Below are 16903 nucleotides of genomic sequence, written 5' to 3' on the forward strand. Positions count from 1 at the left end.
GGCTCTCCCCGTTTGCTGTGCTCAGGCCGGCGCGGCGCCCGGCGGCGCGGCGGCGACCACGTTCTGCGGATGGCCCTCGAGGAAGGCCGCGATGTTGTCGCGCGTGGTGCCGGCGATGCGCGCCACCGCCTCGCGCGTGTTGAAGGCGCTGTGCGGCGTCACCACCACGTTGGGCATGCGCAGGAGGACGTGACTCGCCGCCAGGCTCTTCAGGTCGTGCCGGTCGCAGTAGATCGAGCAGATCAGCTCCGCCTCCTCGCGGATGCCCGGCTCGTCGGGCAGCACGTCGAGGCCGGCGGCCGCCAGCCGGCCGTCATTCAGCGCCGCGATCAGCGCATGCGGGTCGACCAGGCTGCCGCGCGCCGTGTTGATCAGCACCGCGCCGGGCTTCATGCGCGCCAGCGCCCTGCCGTCGATCAGCCCGTCCGTCTGCCGCGTCGCCGGCACGTGCAGCGTGACGATGTCGGCCGTCGCCAGCACCGCATCGAGCGCCGCGTAGCGGAAGCCGAGGCGGCGGGCGAGCCAGGCGTCGGGCGCGGCATCGCAGGCCACGACGGTCATGTCGAAGCCGCGCGCGATGCGCACCACGTGGCGGCCGATGCGGCCGGTGCCGACGACGCCGAGCGTCTTGCCGGCCAGGTCGAAGCCGGCCAGCCCGCGCGGCGAGAAGGGGCCGTTGCGCGCCCGTTCCGCCGCCTCGCGCATGCGGTGGCTGATCGTCAAGAGCAGCGCGAAGACGTGCTCGGCGACCGTCGCCTCGCCATAGCTCGGCACGTTGCTCACCACGATGCCGCGCGCCCGGCAATAGGCGAGGTCGATGTGGTCGAAACCGGTCGAGCGCGTCGCGATCAGCCGCAGGGCGGCAAGCCGCTCCAGCACGCGCCGGTCGAGGCTCGAATGGAGGAAGGTGGAGATGATCTCGGCATCGGCGAAGCGCGCCGCATTGGCCGCGCGCAGCGGCTCCTCGACCAGCCGCACGGCATGACGCGCCTCCAGCCCGGCCAGCAGGCCGGCCTCGTGCGGCTCGGTCTCGAAGGCGACGACCTTCATCGCCGACCCGCCGCGCGGCCGTCCGCCGCGTCCTCCTCCGGCATCGCGGTGCCGCGCGTCCGCCTGGCGCTTTCCGGCTGCGGCCGGAAGCCGCCGTCGGCCAGATGGCAATCGAAGGTCAGCACGTCGCCGCCCTGGAAATCGAAAACCCGGTTGCGCACGCCGATGCGCGCCGGCCCGCCCCAGCCGTTCGGCGCGGCGATGCGCACCTGCTCGCAGCCGATGTCGAGCTCCAGCCAGAAGCCGCGATAGAGCAGCCTGAGCCGCAGGCCCTGCAGGTTCTCCGGCAGGCACGGGCTCAGCCACAGCATGTCGTCGCGGATCTCGAGCGCCGTCTGGCCGCGCTGCACCAGGTCGACCGTGCCGGCCATGGCGCCGAGATGGATGCCTTCCGCCGTGGTGCCACCCTGGATGTCGGACAGGTCGCTTTCCAGCGCCTCGGCGAGAAGCTGCAGCGAGCGCGGCCGGTCGCCGCGCGCCAGCACCCAGGAATGGATGATGCGGCTCAGCGTCGAGCCGTTCGAGGTGCGCCGCACATAGTAGTCGATGTTGCGGGCGATCGACTCGGGCGCGAAGTCGTAGCCGAGCCAGGCGAACAGCGCGGCGAGCTCGTCGGAGGAGAACAGGTAGAACAGCATCAGCACGTCGGCCTGCTTGGAGGCCTTGTAGCGGTTGATGGTGTCGCCCTCCGCCTCGAGGATGCGGTCGAGACGCTGGATGTCGCCATATTTCGCCCGGTAGCCGTCCCAGTCGAGCTCCTCGAGCCGGTCGTAGCCGTCGAACTGCGCGATCAGCCCGTCCTCGCGCATGACCACGCGCATGCGCCGGCCGATCTCCAGCCAGCCGGCCATCTCAGCCTCGTCGAGCGCGAGCAGCGCCATCAGCTCGGCGCGCCGCTCGGCGCCGACATGGTCGAGCACCCCTGCCGCCTGGCGCAGCACCCATGCCGCCATCACGTTGGTGTAGGCGTTGTCGTCGACGCCCGGCGTCTCGCTCCACGGATAGCGGTCGTGAAACTCGTCCGGCCCCATCACGCCGCGGATCCGGTAGCGCCCGGACGCCTCGTCGAGGGTCGCGATGCTGGCCCAGAAGCGGGCGATCTCGATCATCATCTCGGCGCCGCCGCACACCAGGAAGTCGCGGTCGCCGGTGATCTGCCAGTAGCGCCACACATTGTAGGCGATCGCCGCGCTGACGTGGCGCTGCAGGTGCGTGTTGTCCGGCGTCCAGCGCCCCGAGCGCGGGTTGAGGTGCAGCACCTGGCTCTCCTCGCGGCCGCTCGAGCCGCTCTGCCAGGGATACATCGCCCCGGCGAAGCCGGCGGCGCGGGCAAGCCGGCGCGCCTCCGGCAGCCGGCGGTAGCGATAGGCGAGCAGCGCCCGGGTGACCTGCGGGATGTGGTAGTTGAGGAAGGGAAAGATGAACAGCTCGTCCCAGAAGATGTGGCCGCGATAGGCCTCGCCGTGCAGGCCGCGCGCCGGCACCCCGACGTCGCGCTCCAGCGTGTTGGGCGAGACCGTCTGCAACAGGTGGAAGATGTGCAGCCTGAGCGCCATCTGGGTGCGCGCGCGGCCGTCGACCGCGACGTCGCAGCGGCCCCACAGGAACCGCCAGGCGCGCGCCTGCGAGGCGGCGAGTTCGGCGAAGCGGCCGGCCTCGCCGACGGCCTTAACGGCGGCCAGCCGCGGCTCCGAGATCGCCCGGTCGCGCCCGGTGAACAGCGCCACCACCTTCTCGACCGCGACCGGCTCGCCCGCCGCCACCGCCAGCGCGAGGTGCTCGGCGACGTAGCCCTCCTCCTCGGCCAGCGTCCGCTCGACCGCGACCGGCTCGCCGTCGCGGAAGACGCGGGTGCGCGCGGCCTCGGCGATGCGCAGGTGCGACTGCACGGTCTCGGCGACCAGCACGATCGCGTCGTCGCCGGCCGCCGCCGTCTCCAGCGGCCGCAGATGCTTGGCGTTGAGCTGGCGGTAGCGCTCGACGCCGGCATTGATGACGCGGCCGTCGATCGCCGAGCACAGCTCGATGGCGCCCGACCAGTTCTCCGCCGTCAGCGTCAGCTCGAGGGCCGCCAGGTGCGGCAGGCCCATATGCACCAGCCGGCGGCCGTGCAGCGTGGTGACCCGGCCGGCGCCGTCGCGCACGCGCATGCGCCGCTCCAGGCGCCCGTTCTCCATGTCGAGCACCTGGCGGTAGTCGAGCACGTCCATGCGCCGCAGGTTGAGCCAGTCGCCGCCCTCGGGCCGGAAGCTGAGCGGCAGCCAGTTGGGCAGGTTGACCAGATCCTCGTTCTCGATCGCCCGGCCGGCGATGTCGGTCGTCAGCCGGTTGTAGCCGCCGGCCAGATAGGTGCCGGGATAGTGGACCGCGTCGGCTTCCGCCTCCTCGGCCGCGCCGCGCGTGGCGAAGACGCCGTTGCCGAGCGTGCACAGCGCCTCGCGCAGGCCCTCGCGCTCCGGGTCGAAGCCCTCGTAGACGAGCGTCCAGTCAGCCATCGCGCGCCGCCTCCAAGGTGGCGCCGAGCCGGGCGAGGAAGCGCCGCGTCTCGGCCGTGTCGTCGAGCCGGTAGCGCGCCGCCGTCTCGCGCTCCGGGCAGCCGACCAGGATGCCGATGCCGCTCTCGCCGAGCGCCGCGAAGGCGTCCTCGTCGGTCACGTCATCGCCGAGATAGAAGGGCAGCACCGCGTCGCCGAGCCCCAGCGCCTCGATCAGCCAGGCAACCGCGCGGCCCTTGTCCCAGTCGAGCCGCGGGCGCAGCTCGAAGACCTTCTTGCCGTAGGTCTTGCGCAGCGCGGGCATCGCCGCCGCGGCGGCGTCGACCGCCGCCTCGACGGCACCGACGTCGCCGGCCGCCACCTGCCGGTGGTGCACGGCGACGGCGAAGCGCTTCGGCTCGACCAGCACGCCGTCGATGTCGGCGAGGTCCGTCTGGAGCCGCCTCGCGGCGGCCGCGATCTCCGCCTCGAAGGCCGCGCCCTCCTCGTGGCGGATGCGCAGGCCGTCCGGCCCGGCGATGTCGAAGCCGTGGCTGCCGGCATAGACGAGCCCGTCGAGCCCGACGAGGCGCTGCACGTCGGCGCGGTCGCGACCGCTGACGATGGCCACCGTCGCGACGCCGGCAAGCCGCTCCACCGTCGCGCGCATGGCCGGCTCCAGAACCGCCAGCTCGGGCCGCGCGACGATCGGCGTCAGCGTGCCGTCGTAGTCGAGGAACACCGCCGCCCGGCGGCCGGCGAGCCGCGCCGCGATGGCGCCGAAACGCTCGAGCGCGTGTTCCACCGTTTGCGCCATGCGGCATGGCGCGGCGGGCTTGTCGCGCACGTGCAGCCGGGCGACGTCGTCGACCACCAGGTCGGCGCCGGCCGCCTTCAGCGCGGCCGCGCGGCCCTGCCGGTCGAGCCCGACGACGAGGCCGAAACCGCCGGCCGCGCCGGCTTCGACGCCGCTGACGGCATCCTCGAAGACAATCGCGCGCCCGGGTTCGGCACCGAGCCGGCGCGCCGCCTCGAGGAACAGGTCGGGCGCCGGCTTGCCCTTCAGGCCGAGCCGGGCGAGGTCGTTGCCGTCGATGACGACGTCGAACAGATCTTCCAGACCGGCCGCGGCGAGCACCGCGCGCGCGTTGCGGCTCGACGACACGAGCGCGGTGCCGGCATGGCGCCGGCGCAGCCGCCCGATGAAGGCGACCGTCGTGTCGAACACCGCGACGCCGTCGCGCGCCAGCGCGGCGCGGAAATGCCGGTTCTTGCGCTTGCCGAGACCGGCGACGGTCTCGCGCTCGGGCGGATCGTCGGGCGTGCCCGGCTCGAGCACGATGCCGCGTGACCGCAGGAAGGCGGCGACGCCGTCCTGCCGCGGCTTGCCGTCGACGTGGCGGGCGTAGTCCTCGACGAGATCGAAGGGGCGGAACGGCTCGCCGGTGCGCTCGGCCCGCTCGGCCAGATAGGCGTCGAACAGCCGCTTCCAGGACGCCGCGTGCAGCCGCGCGGTGCGCGTGACGACGCCGTCGAGATCGAAGATCGCGGCATCGAAGTCGGCCAGCCGCACGCCCGCGCCGCCAGGCACGGCGGCGGCTGCGGCGCGCCGCGCCTCGCCAGGGCCGGCCGGCGTCGTCTCAGCCATCGCCGCCGCCCTCCGCACGGCGCGGCGCGGTGCCGCGCGCGGCCGCCTCGGCCTCGGCGACATGCCGCTTGACGGCGAGGAAGCTGTCCGGGCTGACCGAGATCGAGCTGATGCCGCACTCGACGAGGAATTCGGCGAAGGCGGGGTGGTCGCTCGGCGCCTGGCCGCACAGGCCGACCTTGGTGCCGTGCCGGCGCGCCGACTCGATGACGCGGCGGATCATCCACTTGACCGCCTCGTCCTGCTCGTCGAACAGGCCGGCCAGCGCGTCGGAATCGCGGTCGACGCCGAGCGTGAGCTGGGTCAGGTCGTTGGAGCCGATGGAGAAGCCGTCGAAGCGCTCGGCGAAGGCGTCGGCGAGCACGACGTTGGAGGGGATCTCGCACATCACGTAGATCTCGAGCCCGCCGTCGCCGCGCTTCAGCCCGTTCTCCGCCATCACCGCGAGCACCCGGTCGGCCTCGGCCGGCGAGCGGCAGAACGGCACCATCACCACCACGTTGGCGAAGCCCATCTCCTCGCGCAGCCGGCGGATGGCGCGGCATTCCAGCGCGAAGCCGGCGCGGTAGCGCGGCGAGTAGTAGCGTGCCGCGCCGCGGAAGCCGATCATCGGGTTCTCCTCGGCCGGCTCGAACTCCGCGCCGCCGATCAGCCCGGCATACTCGTTGGTCTTGAAGTCGCTCATGCGCACGATGACTGGGCGCGGGTGCTGGGCGGCGGCGATCCGCGCCAGGCCGCGCGCCAGCCGCTCGACGAAATAGTCGGTGCGCTCCTCGTAACCGCGCGTCAGCGCCTCGATCTCGGCCTTGGCGGCCTCGTCGCGCAGCGCGTCGTAGTGGACGAGCGCCATCGGGTGCACCTTGATGTGGTTGCCGACGACGAACTCCATGCGCGCCAGCCCGACCCCGTCGGCCGGCAGCCGCCACCAGCGGAAGGCGGCGGCCGGGTTGCCCATGTTGAGCATCACCGCGGTGTCGGTGTCCGGCACGTCGTCGAGCGACAGCGCCTCGGCCGCGAACGTGGCCGTGCCCTCGTAGACGAAGCCCTCGTCGCCCTCCGCGCAGGACACCGTCACCTCCTGCTCGTCGTGCAGCAGCTCGGTCGCGTTGCCGGTGCCGACGACGGCCGGCAGGCCGAGCTCGCGGCTGACGATGGCGGCGTGCGAGGTGCGCCCGCCGTGGTCGGTGACGATCGCCGCCGCCCGCTTCATGATCGGCACCCAGTCGGGGTCGGTCGTCCCGGTGACCAGCACCGAGCCGTCGACGAAGCGGTCGATGTCGCGGGCGCTGCGCAGCAGGCTGACGCGGCCGGCGACCACCGCGTCGCCGATCGCCAGCCCCTCGACCAGCGTGCGCCCCTTGCCGCTGATGCGGTAGGTGCGCAGCACGCCGGCCTCCTTGTGCGCCTGCACCGTCTCGGGCCGCGCCTGGACGATGTAGAGCCGGCCGCTCTCGCCGTCGCGGGCCCATTCCATGTCCATCGGCATGCCGTAATGCGCCTCGATGGCGACGGCCCAGCGGGCGAGCTGCAGGATCTCCCGGTCGTCGAGCACGAAGCCGTTGCGCTCGGCGAGCGACGTCGGCACGTTGCGCGTCGCGCGCTCGCCCTGGCTGGCATAGATCATCTTGATCTGCTTGCCGCCGCGCTTCTTCTCGACGATCGGCACCAGCCCGGCGTCGCCGAGCAGCGGCTTGAAGACCTGGTACTCGTCGGGATCGACGGCGCCCTGCACCACGTTCTCGCCGAGGCCCCAGGCGGCGTTGATGACGACCACCTTGTCGAAACCGGTCTCGGTGTCGATGGAAAACATCACCCCGGCGCCGCCGGTGTCGGAGCGCACCATCTTCTGCACGCCGACCGACAGCGCCACGTCGAGATGGCCGAAGCCCTTGGCCTCGCGGTAGCTGATCGCCCGGTCGGTGAACAGCGAGGCGTAGCAGCGCCGGCACGCCTCGAGCAGCGCGCGCTCGCCACGCACGTTGAGGAAGCTCTCCTGCTGGCCGGCGAAGCTGGCGTCGGGCAGGTCCTCCGCCGTGGCGCTGGAGCGCACCGCGACGTCGGTGTCGGCCGCGCCCGCCTCGCGCGACAGCCGGCGGTAGGCCTCGGTGATCGCCTCGGCCGTGTCGCGCGGCCAGTCGCCGCGCAGCACCGCGCGGCGCACCGTCTCGCCGGTCTCCTTCAGGCTCGCCTTGCCGGCCTCGAGCGCGCCCATCGCCTCGGCGATCACCGTCTTCAGCCCGTTCGCCTCGATGAAGCGCCAGTAGGCGTCGGCGGTGGTGGCGAAGCCCGGCGGCACGGCGATGCCCTGACGGCCGAGATTGCGCACCATCTCGCCGAGCGAGGCGTTCTTGCCGCCGACGCGGGGCACGTCCTGCCGGCCGAGCTCCTCGAAGCGGATCACGGGGGTTGCGCTGTCGCTCATGTCGGTCTCCGTGCGGGGGATGTCGCGGCCGCCGCCGGCGGCCGGCGGAGGACTGGCCGCCATCCTGGCCGGCCGGCCCGCAGGGGTCTTTGATCTCGGTTAAGGGGGCGGCATTCGCGCTCCCTGCCGCGCTCCCGGCGCGCCACCGCACGGGCCGCGCGCGCGGACCCGCCGCGGCTCCCGCATGGCCGCACGGGCCGTCCCGGCGATCCTGCCGCATGCGGGCGGCGGCGGGCGCGCCCGCCCGGCCGCCCCGCGCCCTACAGCGCCCGGCGCGCCGCGTCCGTCCGCGCCTCGGCGCGTCCGTCGCCGCGGCCCTGCCGCGAGAAGGCGAGCACCGGCACCTGCCGCCGCGCCGGCACCGCGCGCGCCATCCCGGCGGAGACGAGGGCGGCGAGGAAGTCGCGCCGCCAGCGGTGCACGTCGTGCGCGCGCAGCTCTGCGATCATCTCGGCCCAGCGCGCGCGCCGCTCCGCGTGCGGCATCGCCAGCGCCCGGCGCATCGCCCGGGCGAGACCGTCGACGTCGTAGGGGTTGACCAGCAGCGCCCCCGACAGCCGTTCGGCGGCGCCGGCGAACGTCGACAGGACGAGCACGCCGGGATCGGCCGGGTCCTGCGCGGCGACATACTCCTTGGCGACCAGGTTCATGCCGTCGCGCAGCGGCGTCACCAGGCCGACCCGGCTCAGCCGGTAGAGCGCGGCGAGCCGCTGCTGGCCGAAGGCGCGGTTGATGTAGCGCACCGGCGTCCAGTCGAGCTCGCCGAAGCGGGCGTTGAGGCGGCCCGACTTGATGTCGAGCGCGCGCTTCAGCTCGGCATATTCGGGGATGTCCTCGCGCGAGGGCGCGGCGATCTGCAAGAGGAAGATGCGGCGGCGCAGCTCCGGCGCCGTCTCGAGCAGCCGCTCGTAGGCGTCGAGGCGCTGCGGCAGCCCCTTGGTGTAGTCGAGCCGGTCGACGCCGATCATGCCGAGCCGCTCGGCGAAGGCCGCCCTGAGGGCGCCGTCGGCGCGGCTGTCGCCGGCTTCGGCGGCCAGCTCGGCGAACCGCGCCGTGTCGATGCCGATGGGAAACACGCCGACCGAGAAGCGGCCGTCCGGCGTATGCACCGTGCCGTCGGCGTCGACCCGCCAGCCGAGCCGCTGCCCGACATAGGCGGCGAAGTTTCGCCGGTCGTTCTCGGTCTGGAAGCCGACCAGGTCGTAGGCGGCCAGCGCCTCGACCAGCGCGCGATGGCCGGGCAGCGCCTCGAGCACGTCGGGCGACGGGAAGGGAATGTGCAGGAAGAAGCCGACCGGCACCGTCATGCCCAGCCGGCGCAGCTCGCGCGCCAGCAGGAAGAAGTGGTAGTCGTGCACCCACACGCAGTCGTGGTCGGCCGCCGCCTCCACCACGGCGCGGGCGAAGCGCGCATTGACGGCGCGATAGGTGGCGAACTCCTGCGGGTCGTAGCGCAGAAGGTCTGTGCGGCCGTGGAACAGCGGCCAGATCGTGCGGTTGGCGAAGCCGAGATAGTAGCCGTCGCACTCCGCCTGGCTGAGCGGCAGCGCTGCGACCTTGTAGGCGCCCGCCGTGTGGAAACGCAGCCGGTCGCCGGCCGCGCAGTCCGGCCGGCCGTCCCAGCCGATCCAGGTGCCGCCGAGCTCGTTCAGCGCCGCCCCCAGCCCCGTGGCGAGACCGCCGGCCGACGCCTTGGCGCGATCGATCGGCGGCAGACGGTTCGAAACGATCGCGACGCGGCTCATGGCTGCTCCTCCTCGACAAGGACATGGGCTGCGGGCGGCTTCGTTGCGGGCATGGCCCGCCTGCCGCCTCTCGTGCATCCCTATCCGTCCGCGCAGCCCGCTGCCTTGATCTCGGTTAATGATATCACGGGTTGCATCAAAAAACGCGCGGCAGGTCCACTTCGTTCCCGCGCCGGCTCAACCGATGCGCAGCCGCGCCTCGCCGGAAAAGCCGTAGGGCGGCAGATCGAGATTGCGCGGCGCCGGGCCGCGCCGTACCCGCCCGGCCAGATCGTAGACGGACCCGTGGCAGGGGCAGAACCAGCCGCCGTGCCGGCCGAGCGGATCGCCGTCCTTCTGGCCGAGCGGGATGCAGCCGAGATGGGTGCACACGCCGATGACGACCAGCCATTCGGGTCGCTGGACCCGCTCGGCGTCTGTCGCCGGGTCGATCAGCTCGGAATTGTCGTCGTCGGCGCGCGCGCTGGCGATCTGCGCCTGCGTGCGCCGCACCACGAACACCGGCCGGCCGAGCCACACCGCCGTCAGCCGCTCGCCCGGCTCCATCGGCGTCAGGTCGAGCTCGACCGTCGACAGGGCGGTGACGTCGGCGCCCGGCCGCAGGCTGTCGACGAACGGCCACAGCGCCAGTCCCGTGCCGACGGCCGCGGCCGTGCCGGTGGCGAGATAGAGGAAGTCGCGCCGGCCGCGATCCTCCGGCGGCGCCGCGCCGCGAGCCGGCTCAGTCGCCGTCCGCCGCGTCATGATCGTCGTCCTCGCCGGCATCGTGCGCGATCAGGTCGCGGATCGCCGGCGGGATGTCGTACGCCGCGAACGTCGCCTGGGCGGCGGGGTCGTGCGCGAAGGCGATGATGTCGGCCAGTTCCTGGCCGCTCAGCTCGATCTGCGCGCCGAGCTCCTCGCGCTGCAGATAGACCATCGCCTCGGCGCCGCGCCACATGCGCGCGGCGAAGGCGAAGGGGTTCATCGGCAGCGCCATCCCGGCCGCGTCGAGCGGCGTGGCATCGTCGCCGCCGATCCCGTTGACCGCGTGGCACACCACGCAGCCCTTGCCGGCGAACAGCGCCGCGCCGCGCGCGGCGTCCATCTCCGGCATCACCAGGCCGGGACTGACGAGCAGCGGTGCGTCGGCGTGCCGGTCGGCGGCGGCCGGCGACCCGGCGAACACGGCCAGCACGAGCGCTGCCGCGCCGGCGAGCGCCGGTCGGCCGGCGGCGTTTCTGCGGCTGGGGGTCTGACTGGGGGTCTGCATGTCCGGTCTCCTTCGGCTGCGGCCCGGCGCGGCATGCACGGCACGCCGCAACCGGACCGGGCGGCCGGCCGTGCCGGCCTCATTCCGCCCACAGCACACTGCGCACCATGGGCGACAGGACGCCGACATTGTTCTCCACGCGCGTGATGCCGGCGGTGCGCTCGGCGGCGACCTGCACGGCCTGCTTCTCGGCGGCACTCTCCACCGCGCCCCAGATCTGCGCCACGCCGTCGCTCACCACCATGTTGAGGAACTCGCGCCGCACGCCGGTCTCGGCGATCGCCTCTTCCAGCGCCTGCCGGACGGCGAGGTCGTCGCCCGAGGGCGCCGCTTCGGAGCGTGCGCCGCCGGTCGCCGCGACCAGCCCGTGCAGCAGATTGGCGCGGCTGACGATGCCGACGAGCCGGCCGTCGGTCAGCACCGGCACGCGCTTGATGCGGTTGCGCTCGAGCAGCGTGGCGATCTCCGCCAGGTCGGTATCCTCCGCCACGGCGACCACGTCGCGCGTCATCACGTCGGCGGCGGTCGTGCCGTGCGTCTTGACGTAGTCGCGCGCCTGGTCGGCGGCATCGGCGACGAGGAACAGCCACCACGAACGCCGCCGTTCGGCGCCGGTTTCCGGCCGGCGCATCAGGTCGCCCTCGCTGACGATGCCGACGAGCCGGCCGTCGCCGTCGACCACCGGCACGGCGCTGATGCGCCGCTCGACGAGGCGCTGCGCGACCTCGCGCACCGGCGTCTGCGGCTGCACGGTCACCACCTCGCGGGTCATCACGTCACGCGCTTGCAGCATTCTCGGGCTCCCTGTCCGTTTCCGTCGGGCCGGTGCCGTTCGTGTCCGGCCCGGCCGTCAATCTGGCCCGAAACGACCGCGGTGTCTTTGACGCACGTTAATGTGCCGGCCGGATCGCCGCGCTAGTCTTGCCGGATCGACGGCGTTGCCGGCTCCTCGCCGGCCGTCGCCGCAACCCGAAAACCGGCAACGAGACTGGAAGGAGGCCCGCCATGGCCGTCGCCCTCACCCTCGCCATTGCCGCCATGCTGATCGCGTCGGCCTTCGCCTGGGCGCTGCTGCGCCATCTCGGCGGGCTGCGCCCGGTCGCGCTGCGCTACCGCGCGCGGCGCGGCGCCCCGCGCCGGCCGCCACGCGCCCCGTGAGGCACGCGCCGGCCGCCGTCAGGCGTGCGGCAGCTCGCAGAAGCAGGCGATCAGCGCGTCGACCGACAGCGTCGGCGTGCCGAGCCGCACATCGACGCCGGCGCTGGTCAGGCGCCGGCGCGCCGGCTCGGGGATGAAGCCGCACACCAGACCGCCGACCCGCAGGCGCACCACCAGCCGGCAGAGCGCTGCCGCCGTGCGCGCCTCGTTGGCGACATAGCGGGTCGGCCCGCCCGGACCCTCGACCAGGAGCAGGGCCTCGCACTTGCCGAAGAACGGACACAGCGTCGGCCCGGCGGCCGCCGTCATCACGGTGACGGCGAGCCGTTGGGGCGGGACATCCGGGACGAGGGGATCGGCCATGAGCATCGCAGCCTGTGGTTTCGCGCCGCGAGATTGCGCCGCCGGCCGCCCCCGCGCTTTAAGCTCGATCAAACAGGGCGCCCGCGCACCCTCATCCTTTCGCAGGGGCAGCCACGCGCCGCCCTTGACCTGGATCAATTGCGCTGCCGGTCCGTTCGCCTATCATCCACGTTCGTGCCAATGCCATCGTGCTTTGGCGTCACGCTCGGTGAAGGCGCATGATGCGATTGTTCGCTGCCCTGCTTCTGCTCGCGGCCGTCCTCACGGGACTGAGCCTGCAGGGCCCCGACTCCGGCCTGGCGCCCGAGGAGGGCACGACGGCGCTCTCGGCGGTCGAGGCGGCGCTGCTGCCCGCCGCTCTGGTCGAGACGGCCGGCAGCGAGCGCACGCCGCAGTGCCACCACCTGGTCTGCTCGCAGATTCCCGTCGCATCGGAAAGGACCGCGCTGCACCGCGCCATGGGCCGTCCGGCGACCGGCAAGCCTGCCAACGAGCGCGACCGGCCGATGATCGATCTGGAGCGCGATCCGCCCGTCCCCCGACCGGTCGCCTGAGCTGACCGATCGCCGGCGCCCGCGGGCGCGGCACGCCGTCTTTCGTTTCCGCCTTGCGGACCGCTCCCGCGGAGCGGACGGCCGGCATGCCGCATGCCGGACGACGGCTTCGGTCAGCCCGACAAACGAGGCTCATCCCATGTGAATGCGACCGACACCCCAAGGAGACGCGATATGGCGACTTCTCCCCCTCGCCCCACACCCCCGGCCGCGGACTGCACGCGCTGCCGCGCCCGCGTCGACGGGCTTTGCCAGACCGCGCGGCCCGGCATGCCGCCGGCGGTGGCCGCCTACAAGTCGTGCGACCGGCACATCGCCGCCGGCCAGGACCTGTTCGGCATCGGCCAGCGCAGCGACGCCGTCTACAACGTCGTCGACGGCTGGGTCTATCTCTACCACCTGCTTGAGGACGGCCGGCAGCAGATCCTGCATTTCGCCCTGCCGGGCGCCATGCTCGGCTTCCACCCGGTGCGCGGCGTGCCCGCCACCTATGGCGTGCAGGCGCTGACCGACGCGGTGGTGTGCGTCATCCCGCGCGACAATCTCGACCGGCTGTTCGGCGATCATCCCGCCGTCGCCGTCACGCTGGCCGGGCTGATCGCCCGCGACCGCAGCCTGACCTACGGCCATCTCACCAGCATCGGCCGCCATCGCGCGCGCGAGCGCGTCGCCCAGCTGCTGCTCGAGCTGTTCATCCGGGCGCGGGCGCAGTGGCCGGGCCATCGCGTGGAGGAGATGCAGCTGCCGCTGACCCAGGAGCACATCGGCGACGCCACCGGGCTGACCGGCGTGCACGTCAACCGCGTGCTGCGCGAGCTGCGCCACGACGGCATCGCGGAGTTCCACTATCGCCGCCTGCGCATCCTCGACCCCGACCGGCTGGTCGACGTGGCGGGCATCGACCCGCACCTGTTGATGCAGTGGACCGCGCAGGAGGGCATGGCGGACGACGGCTGGAGCGCGGCACTGGCGCCGCGCGTGCGCGCGGTCGCCTGAGCCGGAGCGGCGTCGCCCCGGCGGGCATGATGCCCGTCAGCGGGCGTCGCCGGCGCCGGCCTCGGCAACCACCCGGGTGCCGGCCCGGCCTTCGAGGATGGCGAGCGCGTCGTCGAGCGCACCGATGCCGGCCAGCCCGCCGGTCGCCGCCGCGAAGGCGCAGGCCGCCTCCACCTTCGGCCCCATCGAGCCGGCGGGAAAGTCCGCGCCGTCGAGCGCATCCGGCGAGGCCTGCGCGATCGGCCGCTGCCGCGGCGTGCCCCAGTCGCGGTAGACCGCATCGACATCGGTCAGCATGAGATAGGCGTCGGCAGCGAGCCCCTGCGCCAGCAGGCCGCCGACGCGGTCCTTGTCGATCACCGCCTCGACGCCGACCAGGCCGCCGTCGTCGCGGCGCACGACGGGAATGCCGCCGCCGCCGCCGCAGATCACGATCACCCCCTGCTCGACGAGCAGCCGGATGATGCCGAGATCGGGGATCGCCAGCGGCCGCGGCGAGGCGACGACGCGGCGGAAGCCGTCGCCGTCCGGCGCCACGATCCAGCCGCGCCGGTCCGCCAGCGCCTCCGCCTCGGCCTTCGGATAGACCGGGCCGATCGGCTTCGACGGCGCGAGGAAGGCGGCGTCGCGCGGGTCGACCTCGACCTGGGTGAGCAGCGTGGCGACGCGCGGCCCGTGCGGCAGCGCGTTCTCCAGCTCCTGCTCGATCAGATAGCCGATCATGCCCTCCGTCTCCGCCCCCAGGACGTCGAGCGGATAGGCCTCGTCGGGCCGGTATGCCGCGCCCTGCAGCGCCAGCAGCCCGACCTGCGGCCCGTTGCCGTGGCAGATGACGACGCGGTGGCCGGCTTCGACCACCGCGGCGATGGCGGCGGCGGCGCGGCGCACATTGGCGCGCTGGTTCTCCGCCGTCGGCGCCTCGCCGCGGCGCAGCAGCGCGTTGCCGCCGAGCGCGATGACGACCAGCATGCTCACGACCCCAGCGTGGCGACGAGCAGCGCCTTGATCGTGTGCATGCGGTTTTCCGCCTGGTCGAACACCACCGAGGCGGACGATTCGAACACCGCCTCCGTCACCTCCATGCTGTCCAGGCCGAACGTCTGGAAGATGTGCTCGCCGACCTCGGTGTCGCGGTTGTGGAAGGCCGGCAGGCAGTGCATGAACTTGGCGTGCGCGTTGCCGGTGGCACGCATCAGCTCGCCGGTCACCCGGTAGGGCTCGAGCAGCCGGATGCGCTCGGCCCACACCGCCTCCGGCTCGCCCATCGACACCCACACGTCGGTGTAGACGTAGTCGCAGCCCGCGACGACGGCTTCGGCGTCCTCGGTCAGCGTCACCTGCCCGCCGGTTTCCGCCGCGATCTGCCGGCAGCGCGCGACGAGCGCCTCCTCCGGCCAGCAGGCGCGCGGCGCGCCGAGCCGCACGTCCATGCCGATCAGCGCCGCGCCGATCATCAGCGAGGTGCCCATGTTGTTGCCGGCGTCGCCGACGAAGGCGAAGGCGACGTCCGACAGGTGCTTGTGGGTGTATTCGCGCATGGTCAGCAGGTCGGCGAGGATCTGCGTGGGATGGAAGTCGTCGGTCAGCCCGTTGTAGACCGGCACCCCGGCATGGGCGGCGAGCGCCTCGGCGCGGTCCTGGCCGAAGCCGCGATACTCGATGCCGTCATACATGCGGCCGAGCACGCGGGCGGTGTCCTTGATCGATTCCTTGTGGCCGATCTGGCTGCCGGTCGGCCCCAGATAGGTGACGTGCGCGCCCTGGTCGTAGGCGGCGACCTCGAAGCCGGTGCGCGTGCGCGTGGAATCCTTCTCGAAGATCAGCGCGATGTTCTTGCCCTTCAGCCGCGGCTGTTCGTAGCCGCCATACTTGGCCTGCTTGAGGGCGGCGGCGAGCCGCAGCAGGAAGCGGATCTCGTCGGGCGAGAAGTCGAGCAGCTTGAGGAAGCTGCGTCCCTTCAGGTTCACGGGCATCGGTGCTCTCGTTTCGGCTGGCGGGTCATGCGGGGTCGCGGATCAGCGGGCAGGTCATGCAGTGGCCGCCGCCGCGGCCGCGGCCGAGCTCGGCCCCCGGCACGGTGATGACCTCGACGCCGGCCTTGCGCAGCAGCGTGTTGGTGTGGACGTTGCGGTCGTAGCCGATCACCACGCCCGGCTCGACCGCCACCACGTTGTTGCCGTCGTCCCACTGCTCGCGCGCGGCCTCGTAGGCGTCGCCGCCGGTGCGCACGACGCGCAGCCGCGACAGGCCGAGCGCCTCGCCCACCACCTCGAGGAACGGCCGCTCCTCGGCGCGCGTGTCGACCGTGCCGGCGTGCTCGCCCGGCCGCAGGCTGTAGGCGCGGATGCCGTCCACCACCTCCGAGAACACCGTCACCAGGTCGCGGTCGCAGAAGGTGAACACGGTGTCGAGATGCATGGTGGCACGTGCCCGCGGCAGCTGGCAGGCGATGACCCGCTCGGCCGCGTCGGCCTCGAACAGCGCCCGCGCGATCTGGCCGACCGCCTGCGGCGTGGTGCGCTCGCCCATGCCGATCAGCACCGTGCCGTTGCCGATCGGCATGACGTCGCCGCCCTCGCAGGTGGCCAGCCCGTGGTCGCGGTCGGGGTCGCCCCACCAGACCTGGAAGCCGGCGTCGCGGAAGTCGGGGTGGAAGCGGTAGATGGCAGCCAGGTTGAGCGTCTCCAGCCGCCGCGCGTTCCAGCGCATCGGGTTGAGCGTCACGCCGCCGTAGATCCAGCAGGTGGTGTCGCGCGTGAACAGGTGGTTGGGCAGCGGCGGCAGCACGAAGTCCTGCGCGTCGAGGATCGGCGCCAGGACGCCGTTGCCGGCGACCGGCAGCTCCGCCCGGCTCATGCCGCCGACCAGGCTCGACGACAGCGTTTCGGCGTCGATCTCCATCAGATGCGCGTGCAGCTCGCCGGCCAGCCCGACGCCGACGGTGTCTTCGTTGACGCGCCGGTCGAGGAGCCAGCCGCGCGCCTGCCGGTCGCGCAGCGTCTCCTCGAGCAGTTCGCGCAGGAACACCACCTCGACGCCGCGATGGCGCATCGCATCGACGAAGGTCATGTGCTCGACGCGCGCCTGCTTCACCCAGATGATGTCGTCGAACAAAAGCGCCTCGCGGTTCGCCGGGGTGAGGCGGGCGAGCGCGGTGCCGGGCCGGTGCACCAGCACCCGCCGCAGCCGGCCCACCTCGGAATGCACTCCATAGGTCAGGGACATGGTTTTTTCCTCGCGG

The 16903-nt window shown here is 72.9% G+C and carries 15 protein-coding genes; 3 read left to right on the top strand and 12 right to left on the bottom strand.

The window, feature by feature from the left end; genetic code table 11:
• Nucleotides 1-21: 21 nt before the first annotated feature.
• From N1F89_RS04900 to N1F89_RS04935, 8 genes are all read right to left on the bottom strand, one after another.
• Entirely contained in the window at nucleotides 22-1050 is a 1029-nt protein-coding gene (locus N1F89_RS04900) for a hydroxyacid dehydrogenase (RefSeq protein WP_290082067.1), read from the bottom strand.
• Nucleotides 1047-3545 (bottom strand): glycosyl hydrolase family 65 protein, encoded by a 2499-nt coding sequence (locus tag N1F89_RS04905; RefSeq protein ID WP_290082070.1) that lies wholly within the window; start codon nucleotides 3543-3545, stop codon nucleotides 1047-1049. Before N1F89_RS04905 ends, N1F89_RS04900 begins: the two co-directional genes overlap by 4 nt.
• Entirely contained in the window at nucleotides 3538-5172 is a 1635-nt protein-coding gene (otsB, locus tag N1F89_RS04910; RefSeq protein WP_290082072.1) for a trehalose-phosphatase, read from the bottom strand. Before otsB ends, N1F89_RS04905 begins: the two co-directional genes overlap by 8 nt.
• Entirely contained in the window at nucleotides 5165-7594 is a 2430-nt protein-coding gene (ppsA, locus tag N1F89_RS04915; RefSeq protein WP_290082075.1) for a phosphoenolpyruvate synthase, read from the bottom strand. Before ppsA ends, otsB begins: the two co-directional genes overlap by 8 nt.
• A gap of 260 nt (nucleotides 7595-7854) precedes the next feature.
• Nucleotides 7855-9339, bottom strand: coding sequence for a trehalose-6-phosphate synthase (locus tag N1F89_RS04920; protein ID WP_290082077.1), 1485 nt, complete (start codon nucleotides 9337-9339; stop codon nucleotides 7855-7857).
• A gap of 177 nt (nucleotides 9340-9516) precedes the next feature.
• Complete coding sequence (gene petA / locus N1F89_RS04925; RefSeq protein WP_290082078.1) at nucleotides 9517-10083, bottom strand: ubiquinol-cytochrome c reductase iron-sulfur subunit; 567 nt, start codon at nucleotides 10081-10083, stop codon at nucleotides 9517-9519.
• On the bottom strand, nucleotides 10061-10591 hold the full coding sequence (locus N1F89_RS04930) for a c-type cytochrome (RefSeq protein WP_290082080.1): 531 nt from the start codon (nucleotides 10589-10591) through the stop codon (nucleotides 10061-10063). The genes petA and N1F89_RS04930 overlap by 23 nt, the downstream gene beginning before the upstream one ends.
• 79 nt (nucleotides 10592-10670) lie before the next feature.
• Entirely contained in the window at nucleotides 10671-11384 is a 714-nt protein-coding gene (locus N1F89_RS04935) for a CBS domain-containing protein (RefSeq protein WP_290082082.1), read from the bottom strand.
• Between the two features lie 212 nt (nucleotides 11385-11596).
• Between N1F89_RS04935 and N1F89_RS04940 the strand changes: the two genes are divergently transcribed.
• Nucleotides 11597-11749, top strand: coding sequence for a hypothetical protein (locus N1F89_RS04940; protein WP_290082084.1), 153 nt, complete (start codon nucleotides 11597-11599; stop codon nucleotides 11747-11749).
• 18 nt (nucleotides 11750-11767) lie between these two features.
• Here the strand turns inward: N1F89_RS04940 and N1F89_RS04945 are convergent, their stop codons facing one another.
• The gene (locus tag N1F89_RS04945; RefSeq protein ID WP_290082087.1) at nucleotides 11768-12112 is read right to left on the bottom strand and encodes a hypothetical protein; all 345 of its coding nucleotides are present in this window, start codon (nucleotides 12110-12112) and stop codon (nucleotides 11768-11770) included.
• Between the two features lie 218 nt (nucleotides 12113-12330).
• On the opposite strand from N1F89_RS04945, the gene N1F89_RS04950 reads away from it, so the two are divergent.
• On the top strand, nucleotides 12331-12666 hold the full coding sequence (locus N1F89_RS04950) for a hypothetical protein (protein ID WP_290082090.1): 336 nt from the start codon (nucleotides 12331-12333) through the stop codon (nucleotides 12664-12666).
• A gap of 174 nt (nucleotides 12667-12840) precedes the next feature.
• Entirely contained in the window at nucleotides 12841-13662 is an 822-nt protein-coding gene (locus tag N1F89_RS04955; protein ID WP_290082092.1) for a Crp/Fnr family transcriptional regulator, read from the top strand.
• Nucleotides 13663-13698: 36 nt separating this feature from the next.
• Here the strand turns inward: N1F89_RS04955 and arcC are convergent, their stop codons facing one another.
• Genes arcC through arcA form a run of 3 tightly spaced genes read right to left on the bottom strand, consistent with a single transcriptional unit; the run spans nucleotide 13699 to nucleotide 16887 of the window.
• Entirely contained in the window at nucleotides 13699-14631 is a 933-nt protein-coding gene (gene arcC, locus N1F89_RS04960) for a carbamate kinase (RefSeq protein ID WP_290082094.1), read from the bottom strand.
• A 2-nt stretch (nucleotides 14632-14633) separates the two neighbouring features.
• Complete coding sequence (gene argF, locus N1F89_RS04965) at nucleotides 14634-15635, bottom strand: ornithine carbamoyltransferase (protein WP_290082098.1); 1002 nt, start codon at nucleotides 15633-15635, stop codon at nucleotides 14634-14636.
• Between the two features lie 25 nt (nucleotides 15636-15660).
• Entirely contained in the window at nucleotides 15661-16887 is a 1227-nt protein-coding gene (arcA, locus tag N1F89_RS04970) for an arginine deiminase (RefSeq protein WP_290082101.1), read from the bottom strand.
• Nucleotides 16888-16903 lie beyond the last annotated feature (16 nt).

The sequence above is a fragment of the Aquibium sp. A9E412 genome (assembly GCF_030398335.1).
GTDB lineage: Bacteria > Pseudomonadota > Alphaproteobacteria > Rhizobiales > Rhizobiaceae > A9E412.